This window comes from Roseibium sp. AWQ4_290, assembly GCF_056160985.1.
Genome location: NZ_JBSWYG010000009.1, coordinates 204,090 through 220,721 on the forward strand (window position 1 = coordinate 204,090; position 16,632 = coordinate 220,721).

Sequence of the window (16,632 nt, forward strand, 5' to 3'; positions counted from 1 at the left end):
GCAGGAAAAACAGCATCTATTCGGTTGCCAGAAGCCGTTTTTCCGCAAATCAGCTGCATGGAAAAGGTCAGGCCGACATGCTGGAGATGCTTGCGGGAACCGGGATCGACTTTGACACGGACTACCCGGATGCGGACCGCCACGGGGTCTTTTTCAGGCGCGTCACCGGCGAACGGGACATTAACGAGGACACCTGGGCCAAGATCCCGGAAAAACACCGGCCCGAAAGCCGCCGGATGATCCGGTCCTGGGTCAGTGCCATTGACATGCCGTTCTTCAGGACGGTCCAGAACCGCGCAGAGGTGGTCTTCGAAAGCGTCCCGCCAGTGACGGCGCCGTGACGCGAAAGACCCCAGGGACCAAGCATGGCCCCAAATCGCCAAAACCCAAGAAAGGGGACAAGGTCGTGAGGCCTGCTCATGACCTTGTCCCTTGGAACTTTGCCCCTGACCTGAGATTTCCGTAAAGTGAATTCTTGGAGCTTTCCTAACCAAGCCTCAAGCGTTTATCATGTAGCTTTGTACCAATCTGGATTGATATTGGCTGCATCCAGGGCCGTAAACGTGACTGTTCAGGCATGAAACTGACGCCATTCCTCTTTCCGGTTTTCCTGTTGACGGCTTTCGGCGGACTGGTGGCCTGGCTTGTGTTTGCCGAACCGCCCGCCCTGCCGGCCCCGCAGCCGCAACAGCCTGCTTCTGCGCTGCGGCCCGCCCTTGAAGAGCAGACGGCGCAAGAGACCCGGACGGCCGCCGCCCAGCCGGAAGACATGCCCCCTTCAGCAGCCCCCCTTCCTGAGGATATCCGAAATGTCTCCCCGGATGGGATGTCGACCCCGAGGGTCAAAGGACATTTGAAACGCATTGCGCCTTCCGAACGGTTCCAGGAACTGATGAACCCGCCTGTGGAGCCAGTGCCGGACGGGCCGCTGGAATTCAGACGGGTCGAAGTGCTGGATGGCGGGCGGCTGAAGTCAAACCAGCTGATCATCCAGCTGGCCCATATCGAAGCCTTGAAGATCGATCAGGTCTGCGGCGACTCACATGGCGGCACCTGGCCTTGCGGCGCCCGGGCCCGCACGTTTCTGCAAGGGCTGACCCGGCAGTTTAAGATCACGTGCGAAAAGCTGGCCGACACAGGTCCGAACAAGATCCTGGCCAGCTGCCAACGGGGCAAGATTGATCTCAGCACCCGCCTGGTGCGCTATGGCTGGGCCCGTCCGTCGCAGGAGGCACCGGAAGGCTTTCAGGAGTTCACCCAGCTGGCGGAACAGCGCAAGCTGGGCCAATGGAAAGACCAGTGGCAAATTGCAGCCCCACGCCTCGATTGGGACGCCAATCCGGACGCCGCTCTGCCCGGGCTTGAGAGCCTGGAGCCGGAAATCGTGGAGTGGAGCGAAACGGCCCCAGAGCCGGAAACCGCGCAAGCAGACCAATCCCCTCTCGACCTCGGCAGGGATAATGCGGCCCCCTATCCGCAAGAATAAAGCGCAGAGCCTCACACCACCCGCCATAATTGCGCCGGAATAAAGTCAGGTTTCCCTCGCGTTTTGCTCATAAAACCAGCAGCTTTTTCCCTTGTCCTGTTGTGAGAGCGTCCGGGGAGTGTCCTGTTTGCCCTTCTCTTCGCCCTTCGCGTTCGAGGCTCACGCGGACAGCATGCGAAAGAAGACCTGATGATCTCCCTGACAAGACGCTCGCGTCCGCAGACCGTGTGAGGCGGCCTGTCCGACGGTGATCAAAGGGGTACATCATGATTTTAAACCGCGGCCGTGCACTTCTCCTCAGCATCTTTTGCCTGTGTGCGGTGGTCCTTGTGACCGCCTTTGTGGCCTCAGGCCCCTTGTCCAAGTTTCTGGATGGTGAGACCCACTATCTTGTTGGCCAGCAGGAGTTTGCGGCCCAGTTCCCGCCCCGGAGCGCGCCGAAACCGGGAACCTTCCTGGAGAGCGCCCCGGTTCTGGCAGAGGGCAAGGCGTCCAGAACCGAAAAGGTTCCCGCCTCCCCGGAGCCCCTTCCAGCGGAAGGAACGGCAGCGTCTGCCGGGCCGGATCTGTCCCGGCCTCAGGACCGGGAGCTGGCGCGGGATCAGGCCCTGACAGCGATCCAGCAAAGGCCGGTGACAGACCGGCTTTCAGCGACAGCCCCGTCGGCCGAACCCAGGAAACAGGAGGTTTACCGGCTCTCCGGCGGCACCCGTTTTTCCGCAAAAGAGATTGAGCGCTTCAAACCGCAAGCTGCACCGGTAGGCACGGGCACGCTCACACAGAGCCCACTGGGGCAGACCCCGGACCGGGAGCGGTTTCCGCAAGCCGAAAGCAATCCGGTCAAGAGCACTGCCGATGCCCCGGTGTCCACCTTCTCGGTGGATGTGGACACAGCCTCCTATGCGTTTGTGCGCAACAAACTGGTCAACGGTTTGCTTCCGGTCCCTGCGACCGTGCGGCCGGAAGAAATGATCAACTATTTCGACTATGCCTATCCGCAGCCGGAGACCAGGGAAGAGCCCTTCTCCACCAATATCTCGGTCATCGACACCCCATGGAATGCGGACACGAAATTGCTGCAGATTGGCCTGCAGGGCTATCGCGTGCCGCTTGAGAACCTGCCGCCGCAGCATCTCGTCTTTCTCATCGACACGTCAGGATCAATGGGCAAGCCCAACAAATTACCGTTGCTTCAACAGGCGTTCCGGCTGCTGGTCTCCACACTGCGGGATCAGGACACGGTTGCCATCGTGACCTATGCCGGAACGGCCGGGGTGGCGCTGGAGCCGACCTCCATTGCCAGCAGCAAGGCCATTATTCAGGCGGTAAACGCCCTGCGGCCGGGCGGCCGGACCGCCGGCCATGCGGGCCTAAGGGAAGCCTATACCCTTGCAGACACGATGCGGGAAGAGGGTGGCCACGCGCGGATCCTGCTGGCCACCGACGGGGACTTCAATGTGGGTCTGTCGGACATCGGCGCCTTGAAGCACTACATTACGAACCAGGCCAAATCGGGCATTGCCCTGTCCATCCTGGGCTTTGGCCGGGGCAATTACAATGACGCGCTCATGCAGACACTGGCGCAGAACGGCAATGGGGTCGCGGCCTATATCGACTCCCTTGCCGAAGCCCGCAAGGTCCTGGTCGAGGGGATCACCGGCTCGGTGATGACCATTGCCAAGGATGTGAAAATCCAGGTGGAATTCAACCCTGCAACAGTCGCCGAATACCGGTTGATCGGCTATGAAACCCGCGCCCTGAAACGGGAGGATTTCAACAATGACAAGGTGGATGCAGGCGATATTGGCGCCGGCCATACCGTCACCGCCCTATATGAGATTACCCCCGCCGGATCACCTGCTGTCCGGCTCGACAAACTGCGCTACCAGACGGGCGGGAAAGAGCCTGCCTCCGCTGCCGGGTCCGGCTTTGAGGACGAGCTTGCCTTTGTCAAACTGCGCTACAAGCTGCCCGAGGAAAGCAAGAGCCGTCTGATCAGCACACCGGTGACCCTGGCCTCATCGGACATCCCGGCTGGCGAAAGCCTCTTTGCGGCCTCGGTCGCCGGATTTGGCCAGATCCTGAACGGGTCAAGCTATCTGGGCAACTGGTCCACCCGCGATGCGGTGGATCTGGCAGATGCCAACAAGGGTTCCGACACGCTCGGCTACAGGGCGGAGTTTGTCTCCCTGCTCAAACTGGCCAGCTTTGCAGAAAACTGACAATGAATGCGTCTGTCTTGGCTGAGCCGTTTGGCCGAGCGGCAGGCTGACTAACAGACAAAACGGCGGAGAGGCTTCCTCCGCCGATTTTCGAACAGCGCAGCCCAATTCAAGGCGCCCTGACCCGGCCTTCCGGCTGCTTTTCCGTTACGCCGCCAGGTCGCCCGCAAGCGCCTTGCGGATCATCTCACGGGTTTCGTCAATCCCGTAAAGCGCGACGAAGGAGCCAAAGCGCGGGCCCTTTTCCTGGCCCAGAAGCAGCTGATAAAGGGCCGAGAACCAGGCGACAGACACGCCCGGACCACCATCGGGGCCCTTCTTGTTCGGGTCCTGATAGCGCTCGATCGCCCGGGCCACATCCAGAACCCCGTCCTGAATAGCCGCGCCATCGGCACCTGCTGGCAATTCGGCCAATTTGGCATCCAGCTGTTCCAGCGCCGTACGCTCAATCTCATCCGGCACCTTGAAGGACTTCGCCGGTTTGACGAAGTCCTCAAAATAGCGGATCGCATAGCCGACCAGCGCATCCAGTTCCGGATGGCTTTCTGCGGTGACCCCCGGTGCGTAGCGCGAAATGAACGCCCAGAGCACGTCCTTGCTGTCTGCATTGGACGCGGACACCAGGTTCAGCAGCATGGCAAAGGGCACTGGCAGGTCGATCTTCGGAATATTGCCGGAATGAATGTGCCAGGCCGGGTTCTGCAGCTTCTGCTCCACCGGCATCTGCTCGTATTTCTGGGCAAAGGTGAAATACTCGTCCACCGCCTTTGGGATGACGTCGAAATAGAGCTTCTTCGCTGTTTTCGGCTTCTGGTAATTGTAGAGCGCCAGGCTTTCCGGCGAGGCATAGGTCAACCATTCGTCAATGGTCAGGCCATTGCCCTTGGACTTGGAGATCTTCTCGCCCTTTTCGTCCAGGAACAGCTCATAGACAAAATGCTCCGGCGCCTTGCCGCCCAGAATCGTGCAGATCTTGTCATAGATAGGCGCATTGGTCTGGTGGTCCTTGCCGAACATTTCAAAATCAACATCAAGCGCGGCCCAGCGCATGCCGAAATCCGGCTTCCATTGCAGCTTCACATTGCCGCCGGTCACCGGCAGCGTGATCTCCTCTCCGGTTTCGTCGTCAAAGGTGATGGTGCCTTCCGCCGGGTTGACGGATTTCATCGGCACATAGAGCACCCTGCCGGAAGACGGCGAAATCGGCAGGAACGGCGAATAGGTCGCCTGCCTCTCTTCCCCAAGGGTCGGCAGCATGACGTCCATGATCTTCTGGTACTTTTCCGTCGCCTTGATCAGCACGTCATCAAACTTGCCGGATTTGTAATAGTCCGTCGCGCTGGCAAACTCGTAGTCGAAGCCAAACGTGTCGAGGAACCGGCGCAGCATGGCATTGTTGTGGGCGCCAAAGCTGTCATAATCACCGCCAAACGGGTTCGGCACGGCACTGAGGGGCATCTGCAGATACGGTTCCAGCGCCGCTCTGTCCGGAACATTTTCCGGGATCTTGCGCATGCCATCCATGTCGTCGGAAAAGCACAAAAGCCGGGTCGGGATCTTGTCTTCCGTCAACAGGCGGAAGGCCGTTCGCACCATGGTCGTGCGCAACACTTCGCCAAAGGTGCCGATATGGGGCAGTCCGGACGGGCCGTAGCCGGTCTCGAACAGAACCGGTTTTTCCGGATCCCGCTTGCCGATGCGTTTGACCAGTTTTCGCGCTTCTTCAAACGGCCACGCTTTCGATTTGGCGGCCGCCTCGACAAACTCTTGCGAAAGGTCAAGCGAAGGCAGGGATTGGTCGGTCATGTTCGAGTTTCATTCTTTAAGCTTGGGATGAAGGCAAACCATCCTGTCTGGCCCGGAACACCCGGCCTGGATGATGCGGCGCGACACTAGAAAAGCCGGGCGCAACAGTCAATCAAATGTCGCAAGCCCGTGACTTGAAGCTTTGGTGCCAACCCTTTACACCGGTCTTTCGACTAGAATCCATGAAGGCGTGCGGAGAGTGCATAGTGTCTAACAATGAACCGATCAGCGTTCAGGAAGCCCTCATCTACGTGATGGTGATCGTGTCTGCCTCAGACAATGCGATGACGGACAACGAACTGGCCACGATCGGAGACATGATCAAGATGTTGCCGGTATTCGACCAGTATGACAGCAACAAGATCATTCCGGCCGCCCAGCGCTGCGGCGATATTCTTCAGGAAGAAAACGGCCTTGGCCTGGTTCTGGAGCTGGTGGGCGATGTGCTGCCACCCAAGCTCTATGACACCGCCTATGCACTCGCCGTCGAGGTGGCGGCCGCCGATCTGCACGTGGAAAAGGAGGAGCTGCGCCTCCTCCAGATGCTGCGGGACCGGTTTGAGCTGGACAAGCTGACCGTCGCCGCCATTGAGCGCGGTGCGATTGCCCGCCACCGTACGGTCTGACCTCGGACAGAGCGAAGCATTTTGTCTCCAAAGAGGCCGTCCCGTTCGATGAACGCGGGCGGCCCCGGTTTTGTCTTGGCGCTGGCGGACCCAAAGCTCCGACCCTTCTCACCTGATAGCGGCCTATCGGACTAGTCACCTGACTCTGAAGTTCGTCACATTTCCCGGCACGCTCCGAACGAACTTCAGAGTCAAGAAGGTGACTAGCAAGGTCATGTTTCTAGTGTGGTTTTCGAATTTGAAATACGCTTCGGCGGTTTCTGCTAAAGTGAAGCGTATTTCAACTTCACCACACTAGGGGGGTATCAGTTCAGGCTGCGGATCGCATCGGGCAGATCGAGCGAGAAGGCCGGTATTGTAACATCAAACAGGGTTCCGTCCGGCCGTTCCATGGCATAGGAGCCGGCCATGATGCCATTGTCGGTTGCCAGCGGGCATTGGGAGGAATATTCAAACGTCTCTCCAGGCTCGATCACCGGCTGTTCCCCGACGACCCCCTCGCCGCGGACTTCAGCCAGCCGCCCCAGCCCATCGGTGATCTGCCAGTAGCGGGTCTTGAGCTGAACCGGTTCTTCGCCGCCATTGTGGATCTCGATCATATAGGCCCAGATAAATTCGCACTGTTCCGGTTTCGACTCATCGTCCAGATAAAACGGCTCGACAGAGACTTCGATCCCTTGCGTAATGGCGCTATAGCTGCCTGACACGGTTGTTCCTTCAAGACTGGCGCGGTGATCCGCAACTTCCCGAGGGCTTATAGGGCGAATGACATAAGCGTGAAAGAGACCCGCTTGTGATTTTGTGAATGTTTTTGCATTTACAACACGCTTTCCGCAAAGCCGGGTCCCCCGAAAGAGTGCCGGCACTGCCCAACTGATGGATCCTGCCCGTGTTTGATGCGCGTATCCGCCCCTTGATCGATCCCCCTTTGAACGCTCTGGGCCGCCAGTTGGCCCGGGCCGGGATCGGTCCGAACAGCGTCACTGTGACCGGTTTTGCGTTTGGCCTCGGCGCCGCCCTTGCCATTGCCGCAGGCTTCCCCTTGCTCGGCTGTGTTCTGATCGCTCTCAACCGTCTGGCCGATGGCCTGGACGGAGCCGTTGCCCGGGCGACCCGGAAGACCGACCTTGGCGGCTATCTGGACATCACGCTGGATTTCTTTTTCTACGGCGCCATTCCACTTGCCTTTGCCATCAATGCTCCGGAACAGAACGCCCTGCCTGCCGCAGCCCTTCTTTGCAGCTTCTATGCCAACGGCTCCGCCTTTCTGGCCTTTGCCATCATGGCAGAAAGGCAGGGCCTTGAGACAGAAAAGCAGGGTGCAAAATCGCTTTACTATCTGAGCGGCCTTGCCGAGGGCACGGAAACCATTGCGCTTTTCCTCTTGATGGCGCTGTTTCCCGTCTGGTTCCCCGTGCTCGCCTGGGGCTTTGCCGCGATCTGTTTTGTTTCCGCATTTGCGCGGGTGCTGACTGGTGTAAAATTGTTTTCAGGAAAACTGACTTGAGTTTCTTGCGCTTAGGTCAAATCGGATTCTGAGAACAAAATTTCCAGAATTGCTCCGCTGCGAAAGACCGTGCGGCTATTGCCTTTCGCACAAAACCGAAACTGCGCGGAACCTCTGGCTGCAGGCCGAGAATCCTGCATCGCCCCAAATGTTTTGGCAGAGCTTGTTCTGCAATAACTGAAACTCCCAAATCCGCTTCAACAAGGGCAATGATTGAATTGATCTGAAGGATTGTATGCGCCACCCGCGGCACCACTCCCAAGGCTGCGAACCATCGCTCTACCAGCGGACCACTGCCACCTTTGGTCAAAATAAACGGGAACCTTGCCAAATCCGAAGGCGTTACAGTGTCGTGCATTGCCAGACTATGATGTTCCGCAACAAGCGCCACGAGCCTGTCGGTTGTTACGGAGGCAATTTCGAGTTCTTCATCCTCTGGAAGCGACATGATTGCCAGATCAACCAGTCCGTCTTCCAGGCATTGGGCAAGCTGTTCATCGGGGAATTCCATAATTTCGACATTGATCCCCGGAAACACCCTTGCGAAAGCCGATAAGATACCCGGAAGGATCTGGAATGACGCCGAAGATCCGAAAGACCCAAGGCGCACGGTGCCGCTTCTAAAACTTTTGAGGTCTTCCAGTTGCTTGAGAACCTGCTGCTGCAGTTGATCTGCTCGAACAGCGTAGTCAGACAGAGCCATGCCTTCATCGGTAAGGCTCAGTGGACGCGTTCCACGTACCAGCAGCGGCATTCCGAGAGAGAGCTCAAGCTGAGCTATACCCTTGCTTATCGCGGGCTGACTGACCCCCAAAACCCGCGCAGCCTCTGAAACGCTGCCATATCGCTGGACGAGACCGAGTGCACGGGCGACTGTCATTGGAATATCGGGAACGGACATAACAAAACTATAACTTCAAGTTATTTTTTTATCCAATTCAATTCTGAGACTCCTGCCCTTGGCCTCCGGGCCTTCACCGATACCAACCTTTTCCGGGACTCTCAGAAAATGACGCTTCAAGCCTGGCTGGCCTTTGTCGCCACCTCTCTCGTCCTTACCATAACCCCTGGCCCGAGCATTCTTCTGGCGATGGTGCATTCCCTAAATTACGGTCCGCGCAAGACGGTCTTCACAGCCCTTGGAGACATTTCTGCAAACGCGATCCAGATGCTGATTGTGGCTGCAGGTCTGGGTTTTGTTATCACCAGATCCGAGCTGGCCTTTCAAACAATCAAGTGGAGCGGTGTTGCAGTGTTGCTGTTCATGAGCTTTCGAATGTACAGGACCTCATCAGCCAAGAGGGAAATCCCTGCCGTTCCGCATGCGGCCAGTGCTTTCAAGCTCTACGTCTCCGGCTTTTTGGTTGCCGCAGCGAACCCAAAAGCACTCGTGTTTTTCACGGCCTTCTTTCCACAGTTTCTCGACACACAGATCCCCTTGGCCGGCCAGCTTTTGACCATGTGCCCGACGATTGCCGTGCTCGATCTTATGTTCGTAATGCTCTATGCGCTTGGCGCAAAACGCGCTCTTGGTTTCCTGCAGAACCATCCGCGGCTCATGAGCCGTATCGGCAGTGCAACGCTCGCCGCAGCAGCCGGAGCCATGGGCCTGGTTGCGAAAGTCTCCTGACTTGAGTTTCAGCGGTCACACTGATCTGCCCGGAACCGATCGATCCAGTCCCGGTTGACCTCATCCGACAGTTTGGCGACCGGCAGCTCGATGCCCCGTGCGCCGTCCGGATCAAGGCCAAGACGGTCAAAGATCGTGGTGAGGACCTGTTCCGGGTCAGACGACAGCGCATCATAGGAGATCCGCAGCGGCTGAAGGCCCTCCTCCTGGAACCAGCGGTTCCAGGCCTCATCATACCGGGTCATCTCGTCCAGGTGCTGCCGGATCAGGTCCGGGTCATAGGCCAGTTCGCGGGGCGGCGACAGTCTTTCCAGTTCGGACCCGTCCGGCGCCTTGTGCCAGAGCCCGCTCTGGCTCGCCTTCACAAAGGACACTGCCTGGGCGACCTTGTCTTTCCGGGTCAGATGAATGAACAGTGTCTTGCCAAAAGCAGCTTCAATGCGAGCCGCGTGGGTCGCCCGGTCGGGAAAAAGGATTTTGAGCTGCCCGGTAAAATAGACAAAGCTCTTGCCCTGCAACCGGAGCCCGAAGAGGCTGGTGCCCGCCCTGCCCTGATCGCGTGCCGCCTCCAAGAGCGCTGTCAGCCGGTCCCGGCCGCTGGCATAGCTCTGCCCGCCAAGTCCGAGATAGTCCTGCCACTCGTCAAGACTGTTGTCGTGAAAATAGGATTTTGGATTGCCTGCCTTTCCTGTCGCCGCCAGCAGCTTGCACAACAGCGTGCTGCCGCTGCGCGGCGAGGTGCAGATGACAAAGGCCTGATAGGCAGCTCCATGCGTACTGGACATGATTTTCGTTCACTTGCCTAAAGAGGATGCTGGCTCTTAACCTTGTTTTTGAAATAATTTTAATCGGTTATGTTTCGATCTTCATCTTAAAAAACAAGATTAAGCAGCTCGAATTCACTTCAACCTGCTGGTCTAATTCGCAGAAATCCGGAGCCCCTGTGCGGATCCGGGATCAAATCGCGCCCAGAGCCTTTTCGACATCTTCCAGAAGATCCAGTGGATCTTCCAAGCCGACAGACAGGCGTAGCATGCCGTCGCTGATGCCCAGTTCTGCACGGGCCTCGTCCCCGATGGACTGATGGGTTGTCGTCGCCGGATGGGTGATCAGGCTCTTGGCATCGCCCAGATTGTTGGATAGCCGGATGACCTCCAGCGCATTGGTGAAGCGGAAAGCAGCCTCCTTGCCGCCCTCGATTTCCACAGCCAACATGGTGGACCCGCCGCGCATCTGCCGTTTGACAATGTCAGCTTGAGGATGGTCGTCCCGGCCCGGATAGATGAGCTGCTTCACCTTGGCTTGGCCGGCCAAAAAGTCCGCGATCTGGCCAGCGGTTTCCGTCTGCCGGGCGACACGAAGGGGGAGCGTCTCCAGCCCTTTCATCAGCACCCAGGCATTGAACGGGCTCATATGTGGGCCGGTATGTTTGACAAAGGGCATCACCTCGTCGGCGATCCATTCCTCGCCGGACAGGATCACACCGCCGAGACAGCGGCCCTGACCATCAATATGTTTGGTCGCGGAATAGACCACAACGTCGGCGCCCAGCTGCAGCGGGGACTGAAAAAGCGGCGTTGCAAACACATTGTCGACAATCAGCCGTGCACCGGCCGTTTTTGCGATCCCGGCAACAGCGGCAATGTCGATCACCTCCAGGGTCGGATTGGTCGGGCTTTCCAGGAACAGCGCCTTTGTGTTGGGTTTCACTGCCGCCTTCCACTGGTCCAGATCCGTGCCGTCCACGAGCGTGCTCTCCACGCCGAAGCGCGGCAGCAGGGTTTCGCAGATATAGCGGCAGGAGCCGAACAGGGCCTTGGCGGCCACCACATGATCTCCCGCCTTCACGGAAGCCATCAGGGCCAGATTGACGGCCGCCATGCCACTGGCCGTGCCCCGGGCCGCTTCCGCCCCTTCCAGCGCCTTGATCCGGTCTTCAAACATGGAAACGGTCGGGTTGGCATAGCGCGAATAGACAAAGCCCGGATCCTCGCCATTGAAGCGGGCTTCAGCTGCCTCGGCCGTGTCATAGACAAAGCCCTGGGTCAAATACATGGCTTCTGAGGTCTCACCAAAGGGGGAGCGCACGGTGCCGCCATGCACCAGCGAGGTTGCCGGACGCCACGTCTTGTTTCCGGTTTTGGTGGTCTCAGTCATCTTGTTCCATCGCTCCAAACGCAAAAAACCCCAGCCGCAGGACCGGGGTTTGCACCTCCGGCCTTTTTAGCAAGTTGTTTAACGTGGCTGCAAGCCGGCCGGCCCAAATCACCACACAATCTCTGTGTCCTAAGGGAAAAGCGCTGCCGGGTCAATCATCCTGCGCGAAATCGCCCGGGCAGGCGACAAACACGGTTGGCGTTGGCGGCGCCATCCTTTAAGGATTCCAGATTGATGATCAAATAGGACCTTTCAATGAACGCGACAGCGGGGCAGGCTCTGGCGGGCAGCGCAACTCTGGAGGCGGACGGTATTCTGCCGGAACGCATCATTCACGAGATGTTTGCCGCCGGAGAAATCACGGCCGCCGAACCGCCGGTCGACGGGCAGGTTCAACCCGCCAGCCTCGATCTTCGCCTCGGCCAGGTCGCCTACCGGGTGCGCGCCAGTTTCCTGCCCGGCCCGGACAGCACGGTTGCAGGCCGCCTGGACGCCCTGAAACTACATACGGTTGACCTGAAAGAGGGCGCGGTTCTGGAAACCGGCTGCGTCTATATCGTGCCGCTGCAGGAAAGCCTGGCGCTGGCGGCGGATATTTCGGCAACAGCCAATCCGAAAAGCTCCACCGGGCGGCTGGATGTCTTCACCCGGGTCATCACCGACCATGGCCATGCCTTCGACACGGTGCCTGCGGGCTATCACGGACCGCTTTATGCGGAAATTTCCCCCCTTACCTTTCCGATCCTGGCCCGCAGCGGCTCGCGCCTCAGCCAGATCCGCTTCCGGCGCGGGCTCACGCTGATTGCCGATGAAAAACTGGAAGAGGTGCACAAGACGCACACGCTTATGAGCGGCGGCAATGAACGCATTGGCGGCGGGGTTCAGCTCTCCATCGATCTGGAGGGCGGCGGCCCGGACAGCCTGATCGGCTACCGCGCCAAACACCATTCCGGCCTGATTGATGTGGATGTGGTCGGCGCGCAGCACCCGCTCGACTTCTGGGAGCCGGTCTACCGGCGCCAGAAGGCGGAGCTTATCCTGGACCCGGATGCGTTTTATATTCTGGTCAGCCAGGAGGCGGTCCATGTGCCGCCGGATTTTGCCGCCGAGATGGTGCCGTTCGATCCTCTGGTGGGCGAGTTCCGCGTGCACTATGCCGGGTTCTTTGACCCTGGTTTCGGCCATGCGGGCGCCGGCGGCATCGGCTCACGGGCGGTGCTGGAGGTCCGCTCCCATGATGTGCCTTTCCTTGTGGAACACGGCCAGACCATCGGCCGCCTCGTCTATGAGCACATGGCTGAACGGCCTGCCAGCCTCTATGGCGAGGGGATCGGCTCCAACTATCAGGGCCAGGCTTTGAAACTGTCGAAACACTTCAAGGCCTCTACCTGATCCTGCATGGCTTTCAAGACCGTTACACGCGAATTCGAAGGCTTTCTGGAGGACCGGAAATCCCGTTTTCTGGCGCATCTGGTGCCGATGGAGCTGTTTGAGCCGCGTCTTGAGGAGCTGCGCAAGGACCACCGCAAGGCCAATCATGTGGTCAGCGCCCACCGGCGCCTTCTGGAAGACGGCCGGATCGAGGAAAGCGGCAAGGATGACGGCGAACCCGCCGGGACCTCCGGCATGCCGACCTTGCGGGTTCTGCAAGGGGCTGGACTGATCAATTGCGGCGTGCTGATCGTGCGCTATTTCGGCGGCACGAAACTGGGCGGCGGCGGCCTGGCCCGGGCCTATTCGGGGGCAGCCCAGGACGCGATCAACAGCGCAGAGCTGGTGCTGTTCCAAAAGATTCTGACACGGACGCTCAGCGCCAGCTTCGCCTCGGCGTCCGATCTGGAACGCCAGATCGGCACCCTCGGCCTGACGGTGACCGCCCGGCACTATACCGAAACCGGAGTGACCTTGAGCGTGGAAGGACCGGAGGACCGCATCAGCCAGCTGGTGGGCTGAACCCGGCCTGGGTTTCCCCTCGACTGTGTCTTTTACGGATCTCCAACTGTGACTATGCTCACGCTCTCCATGCAGCGGAATCAGAGATCAGGGCTTTGCAGACATCACGAACATGTTTCAGATATTTTGAGCGCACGCTCCCCAGCGCCGGGCCTTCGAACACCGAACAGGACCGGTGGACCTTCCCGTCCCTTCTGCCTCCGCCCCTGCTGCGCAGTCTTGCTGCAATGCTTCATTTGACGCTTCTCTTGACCCTGTCTCCCGCCGCGCTTGCGCAGACCCAGCCATCTTCGCGCCCGGCCCCGTCCGCACAGGCCAGCGACGAGATCGCAACGTCCCTGAAGGCCATCGAGAGCATTCTGGAAGCCCAGAAGATCAAGCAGGAGGCCGCCGCAGAGTTGCGCAAAGCCATCGAGGAGGCCGGCACCGATATCGACCGGACCGATCTGGGAGAACGGCTCAAGGTCATCAATCTGGAGATCGCAAAGCTGGAAAACCAGCTGATCGGCCTGGCTACCGGCATGTCCACCAGCGATCTGGACCCGGCGGATAAACCATTCGAGCTGCAGGACGAACTGGAAGAACTGGTCCGCCCCTTCGTCTGGACCCTCAAGTCGGCAACGGAAAATGCCCGTGAGATCGAGCAGTTGAAGCGTGCCTTGCTGACAGCCGGCGAAGCGACGGATCAGGCCAAGACCGCGATTGCGCGTCTCAAGCCGATGATTGCCCGCACCCCTGAAGACAGCGCCCTTCGCAAACGGCTGGAGCTGATCCTCAAGGACTGGCAGACGCGGCTGATCCTGGCGGAGGATCAGTCCACAACGCTCGGCCAGCAATTGCGCGCCCGGCAGGACCAGAAGGTCGATCCCGGTGACGTGGCCAGCCGGGCTTTCACCTCGTTTTTCAGTGACAGGGGCCGCAACTTCTTTATCGGCCTCTTTGCCTTTGTGGCAGTGATCCTGGTGTCCCGCCTCACCCGGCGCCTTTTGCTGGCGCTGATCGGCAGCAACCGGAACCGGAGCTTTCCGGTCCGTCTCGGCACCTTGATCTATGATGCGCTGACGCTGTGCCTGGCTTTTGGCACCACCATTGCGATCTTCAATTTCTACAATGACTGGTTCCTGACCGGCGCCATGCTGCTGGCTTTCCTCACGATCGGCTGGTTCATCTTGAAATCCCTGCCCAGCCTGATTGAACAAGTGACCTTGCTGCTCAATCTGGGGGCTGTTCAGGAAGGCGAACGGGTGGTCATCAACAACGTGCCCTGGCGTGTGAGCCGGCTGGATCTTTATTCCGAACTGGAAAATCCGAGCCTGCGCGGGGGCCACTACACCGTGCCAGTGCGCGAATTGCGCGGACAGCATTCCCGGCCGATGGACGGCAACGAAAAGTGGTTTCCTTGTGAAGAAGGCGATTGGGTGCTGCTGGACAACGGCCTGTGGGCGGAAGTGGTCCTGCAAAGTCCCGAAGCGGTGCACCTGCGCGAAGAAGGCGGCGCCGTGACCCATTTCACAACCCCTGCCTTTCTGAACCAGACCCCGAAAAACCTGTCCCACAGATACCGGGCCACCATCGAATTCGGGATCGATTATGGCCACCAGGCAGAGGCGGCCTCCACCATCCAGCTGGCGCTTAAGGCCTATATCGACCAGAAACTGCGCGAGACAATCGGGACACATAACGTTCTGGCGACCTATGTGACCCTGTTCCGGGCCGGATCCTCCTCACTCGACTACGAAATCGAGGCGGATATCGGCCCTGGCATGGGGCACGTCTATGAAACGGTCGAACATGCTCTGGCGCGGTTTGCCATTGAGTGCTGCACGGAAAACGGCTGGACGATCCCCTTCCCGCAGCTCACGGTTCACAAACCCGCCCCTCCTCAGAGACCCTAGCTTTTCTGCGCCTTTACGGCTGCGCGCAGTTCCGTCAGCTCTGCCCGCAGCGCTTTCACTTCCTGCAGGATCAGGCCGGTATCATCATGGATCGCCTGCCGGTTGGCGTCGGCTTCACTCTCATGCTCCTCCTGCATGGCCGAGACGATGATCCCGATAAAGAGATTGAGCACGGTGAAGGCAGTGCACAGGATGAAGGGCACGAAAAACAGCCAGGAATAGGGAAAGACATCCATGACCGGGCGCACGATGCCCATCGACCAGCTTTCCAGCGTCATGATCTGGAAAAGCGTATAGAGCGAAGCACCAAGATCGCCAAACCATTCGGGAAAGGTGTCCCCGAACAGCTTGGTGGCCATGACGGCGAAGACATAAAAGACCAGCGCCATCAGCACCACAATGGACCCCATGCCCGGCAGGGCGGCAATCAGGCCGCCAATCACCCGGCGCAGCGACGGCACAACGGAAATCAGGCGCAGGACACGCAGGATCCTCAAGGACCGGAGCACGGACAGCGGACCGCCGGACGGCACCAGGGCAATGGCGACAATGACAAAGTCAAAGAGGCTCCAGGGATCCTTGAAGAATTTCAGGCCATGGGCGTAAAGCCGCAGGATCAGCTCGGCCACGAAGATGCCGAGAATGATGTGATCGACCGTCACCAGCAGACCGCCGATGCGGCTCATGACCGGCTGGCTGGTTTCCAGGCCCAGCGTAATGGCATTCACAACGATGATCGCAATGATGCAGATTTCCCAATTGCGCGATGTGACCAGCGCCCTGACCTTTTGCCGCATATCCTGACCCGACGTTTTAAAATCCCAGTGTGCGCTGCCGCACCGGCGCGAACATGGCGATTTCTGCCGCCAGACGCAAGATCACCGCTGATTGGAAATTTTGCGCTCATCCCCGGAGAAACGCTCCTCACCCGCTTGACACCAACGCCAAGTCGGCCCAGAAAGCAGTCACAGTGGCGGGTGTAGCTCAATGGTAGAGCAGAAGCTTCCCAAGCTTAAGACGAGGGTTCGATTCCCTTCACCCGCTCCAGCAATTTCAATAACTTAGAAGACATTTCGCCAAGAGCTTGATATTCGGGGAAGCACCGGGGAAGCAGGATTCAGCGTTTCGCATACCCATTATCATCCTATAAATTCACTCTAAGACTAAATAGAAAACCTGCCGTCCGAGCGATCCAAGCCGTCCGAAAGGGCAATTTTTAGCCCTCTCCAGAGTGTCCGCCCGGTGAAGCCGGTCTTCATGGCGGCCAGGCGCTCTGTTACGCTGCTTTTGCAGCGTAACACCAAGGCATGAGTTCGTTGATGCGATTGATCTTGTGGTCGGCGATTTGTG

General features: G+C 58.9%; 16 protein-coding genes, 1 tRNA gene and 1 riboswitch. Of the genes, 10 read left to right on the plus strand and 7 right to left on the minus strand.

The window, feature by feature from the left end; genetic code table 11:
* Positions 1-77: 77 nt before the first annotated feature.
* From ACXAH0_RS11380 to ACXAH0_RS11390, 3 genes are all read left to right on the plus strand, one after another.
* A complete protein-coding gene (locus tag ACXAH0_RS11380; RefSeq protein ID WP_475191289.1) occupies positions 78-341 on the plus strand; it encodes a hypothetical protein in 264 nt (87 codons plus the stop codon).
* 236 nt (positions 342-577) lie between these two features.
* Positions 578-1,486, plus strand: coding sequence for a thermonuclease family protein (locus tag ACXAH0_RS11385; protein ID WP_475191291.1), 909 nt, complete (start codon positions 578-580; stop codon positions 1,484-1,486).
* Positions 1,487-1,752: 266 nt separating this feature from the next.
* Complete coding sequence (locus ACXAH0_RS11390; protein ID WP_475191293.1) at positions 1,753-3,708, plus strand: vWA domain-containing protein; 1,956 nt, start codon at positions 1,753-1,755, stop codon at positions 3,706-3,708.
* 147 nt (positions 3,709-3,855) lie between these two features.
* Here the strand turns inward: ACXAH0_RS11390 and ACXAH0_RS11395 are convergent, their stop codons facing one another.
* Positions 3,856-5,514, minus strand: coding sequence for a lysine--tRNA ligase (locus ACXAH0_RS11395; RefSeq protein WP_475183686.1), 1,659 nt, complete (start codon positions 5,512-5,514; stop codon positions 3,856-3,858).
* 254 nt (positions 5,515-5,768) lie between these two features.
* Here ACXAH0_RS11395 and ACXAH0_RS11400 point away from each other — a divergent pair, with 254 nt between their 5' ends.
* Positions 5,769-6,140 carry a tellurite resistance TerB family protein gene (locus tag ACXAH0_RS11400; RefSeq protein ID WP_475183719.1) on the plus strand — a complete coding sequence of 124 codons (372 nt, stop codon included), beginning with the start codon at positions 5,769-5,771 and terminating at the stop codon, positions 6,138-6,140.
* Positions 6,141-6,445: 305 nt separating this feature from the next.
* On the opposite strand, the gene apaG is transcribed toward ACXAH0_RS11400, so the two are convergent.
* On the minus strand, positions 6,446-6,847 hold the full coding sequence (gene apaG / locus ACXAH0_RS11405) for a Co2+/Mg2+ efflux protein ApaG (protein WP_475183688.1): 402 nt from the start codon (positions 6,845-6,847) through the stop codon (positions 6,446-6,448).
* A gap of 182 nt (positions 6,848-7,029) precedes the next feature.
* On the opposite strand from apaG, the gene ACXAH0_RS11410 reads away from it, so the two are divergent.
* Complete coding sequence (locus ACXAH0_RS11410; RefSeq protein ID WP_475191295.1) at positions 7,030-7,647, plus strand: CDP-alcohol phosphatidyltransferase family protein; 618 nt, start codon at positions 7,030-7,032, stop codon at positions 7,645-7,647.
* Between the two features lie 16 nt (positions 7,648-7,663).
* Here ACXAH0_RS11410 and ACXAH0_RS11415 read toward each other — a convergent pair whose 3' ends face one another.
* Positions 7,664-8,548 carry a LysR substrate-binding domain-containing protein gene (locus ACXAH0_RS11415; protein WP_475191299.1) on the minus strand — a complete coding sequence of 295 codons (885 nt, stop codon included), beginning with the start codon at positions 8,546-8,548 and terminating at the stop codon, positions 7,664-7,666.
* Between the two features lie 108 nt (positions 8,549-8,656).
* On the opposite strand from ACXAH0_RS11415, the gene ACXAH0_RS11420 reads away from it, so the two are divergent.
* Positions 8,657-9,277: a LysE family translocator gene (locus ACXAH0_RS11420; protein WP_475191301.1), complete on the plus strand. Its 621-nt coding sequence runs from the start codon at positions 8,657-8,659 to the stop codon at positions 9,275-9,277.
* 8 nt (positions 9,278-9,285) lie between these two features.
* Here ACXAH0_RS11420 and ACXAH0_RS11425 read toward each other — a convergent pair whose 3' ends face one another.
* Together ACXAH0_RS11425 and ACXAH0_RS11430 are read right to left on the minus strand one after the other, a co-directional pair.
* Positions 9,286-10,062, minus strand: coding sequence for a Stf0 family sulfotransferase (locus tag ACXAH0_RS11425; protein WP_475191304.1), 777 nt, complete (start codon positions 10,060-10,062; stop codon positions 9,286-9,288).
* A 172-nt stretch (positions 10,063-10,234) separates the two neighbouring features.
* Positions 10,235-11,434 (minus strand): O-succinylhomoserine sulfhydrylase, encoded by a 1,200-nt coding sequence (locus ACXAH0_RS11430; protein WP_475183698.1) that lies wholly within the window; start codon positions 11,432-11,434, stop codon positions 10,235-10,237.
* Positions 11,435-11,479: 45 nt separating this feature from the next.
* A riboswitch (SAM riboswitch) is annotated at positions 11,480-11,559 on the minus strand.
* Positions 11,560-11,689: 130 nt separating this feature from the next.
* Between ACXAH0_RS11430 and ACXAH0_RS11435 the strand changes: the two genes are divergently transcribed.
* The 3 genes from ACXAH0_RS11435 (at position 11,690) to ACXAH0_RS11445 (ending at position 15,282) form a co-directional block, all read left to right on the plus strand.
* Positions 11,690-12,826 carry a 2'-deoxycytidine 5'-triphosphate deaminase gene (locus ACXAH0_RS11435; RefSeq protein ID WP_475191306.1) on the plus strand — a complete coding sequence of 379 codons (1,137 nt, stop codon included), beginning with the start codon at positions 11,690-11,692 and terminating at the stop codon, positions 12,824-12,826.
* Positions 12,827-12,832: 6 nt separating this feature from the next.
* A complete protein-coding gene (locus ACXAH0_RS11440; RefSeq protein ID WP_475191308.1) occupies positions 12,833-13,387 on the plus strand; it encodes a YigZ family protein in 555 nt (184 codons plus the stop codon).
* A gap of 248 nt (positions 13,388-13,635) precedes the next feature.
* Positions 13,636-15,282 carry a hypothetical protein gene (locus ACXAH0_RS11445; protein WP_475191310.1) on the plus strand — a complete coding sequence of 549 codons (1,647 nt, stop codon included), beginning with the start codon at positions 13,636-13,638 and terminating at the stop codon, positions 15,280-15,282.
* Here the strand turns inward: ACXAH0_RS11445 and ACXAH0_RS11450 are convergent.
* Positions 15,279-16,079 (minus strand): ion transporter, encoded by an 801-nt coding sequence (locus ACXAH0_RS11450; RefSeq protein WP_475186986.1) that lies wholly within the window; start codon positions 16,077-16,079, stop codon positions 15,279-15,281. The genes ACXAH0_RS11445 and ACXAH0_RS11450 overlap by 4 nt on opposite strands.
* Positions 16,080-16,255: 176 nt before the next feature.
* Here ACXAH0_RS11450 and ACXAH0_RS11455 point away from each other — a divergent pair.
* A tRNA-Gly gene (locus ACXAH0_RS11455) sits at positions 16,256-16,329 on the plus strand.
* Positions 16,330-16,445: 116 nt separating this feature from the next.
* On the opposite strand, the gene ACXAH0_RS11460 is transcribed toward ACXAH0_RS11455, so the two are convergent.
* Positions 16,446-16,632, minus strand: a 187-nt coding sequence (locus ACXAH0_RS11460; RefSeq protein ID WP_475191312.1) for a hypothetical protein, incomplete at its 5' end; no start/stop codon positions are given.

Coding starts and splice junctions, on each gene's coding strand:
- ACXAH0_RS11450 (WP_475186986.1), bottom strand. CDS start 16,079: ATGCGGCAAAAGGTCAGGGCGCTGGTCACATCGCGCAATTGGGAAATC.
- ACXAH0_RS11430 (WP_475183698.1), bottom strand. CDS start 11,434: ATGACTGAGACCACCAAAACCGGAAACAAGACGTGGCGTCCGGCAACC.
- ACXAH0_RS11395 (WP_475183686.1), bottom strand. CDS start 5,514: ATGACCGACCAATCCCTGCCTTCGCTTGACCTTTCGCAAGAGTTTGTC.
- ACXAH0_RS11415 (WP_475191299.1), bottom strand. CDS start 8,548: ATGTCCGTTCCCGATATTCCAATGACAGTCGCCCGTGCACTCGGTCTC.
- ACXAH0_RS11390 (WP_475191293.1), top strand. CDS start 1,753: ATGATTTTAAACCGCGGCCGTGCACTTCTCCTCAGCATCTTTTGCCTG.
- ACXAH0_RS11425 (WP_475191304.1), bottom strand. CDS start 10,062: ATGTCCAGTACGCATGGAGCTGCCTATCAGGCCTTTGTCATCTGCACC.
- ACXAH0_RS11440 (WP_475191308.1), top strand. CDS start 12,833: ATGGCTTTCAAGACCGTTACACGCGAATTCGAAGGCTTTCTGGAGGAC.
- ACXAH0_RS11435 (WP_475191306.1), top strand. CDS start 11,690: ATGAACGCGACAGCGGGGCAGGCTCTGGCGGGCAGCGCAACTCTGGAG.
- ACXAH0_RS11420 (WP_475191301.1), top strand. CDS start 8,657: ATGACGCTTCAAGCCTGGCTGGCCTTTGTCGCCACCTCTCTCGTCCTT.
- ACXAH0_RS11400 (WP_475183719.1), top strand. CDS start 5,769: ATGGTGATCGTGTCTGCCTCAGACAATGCGATGACGGACAACGAACTG.
- ACXAH0_RS11380 (WP_475191289.1), top strand. CDS start 78: ATGCTGGAGATGCTTGCGGGAACCGGGATCGACTTTGACACGGACTAC.
- ACXAH0_RS11385 (WP_475191291.1), top strand. CDS start 578: ATGAAACTGACGCCATTCCTCTTTCCGGTTTTCCTGTTGACGGCTTTC.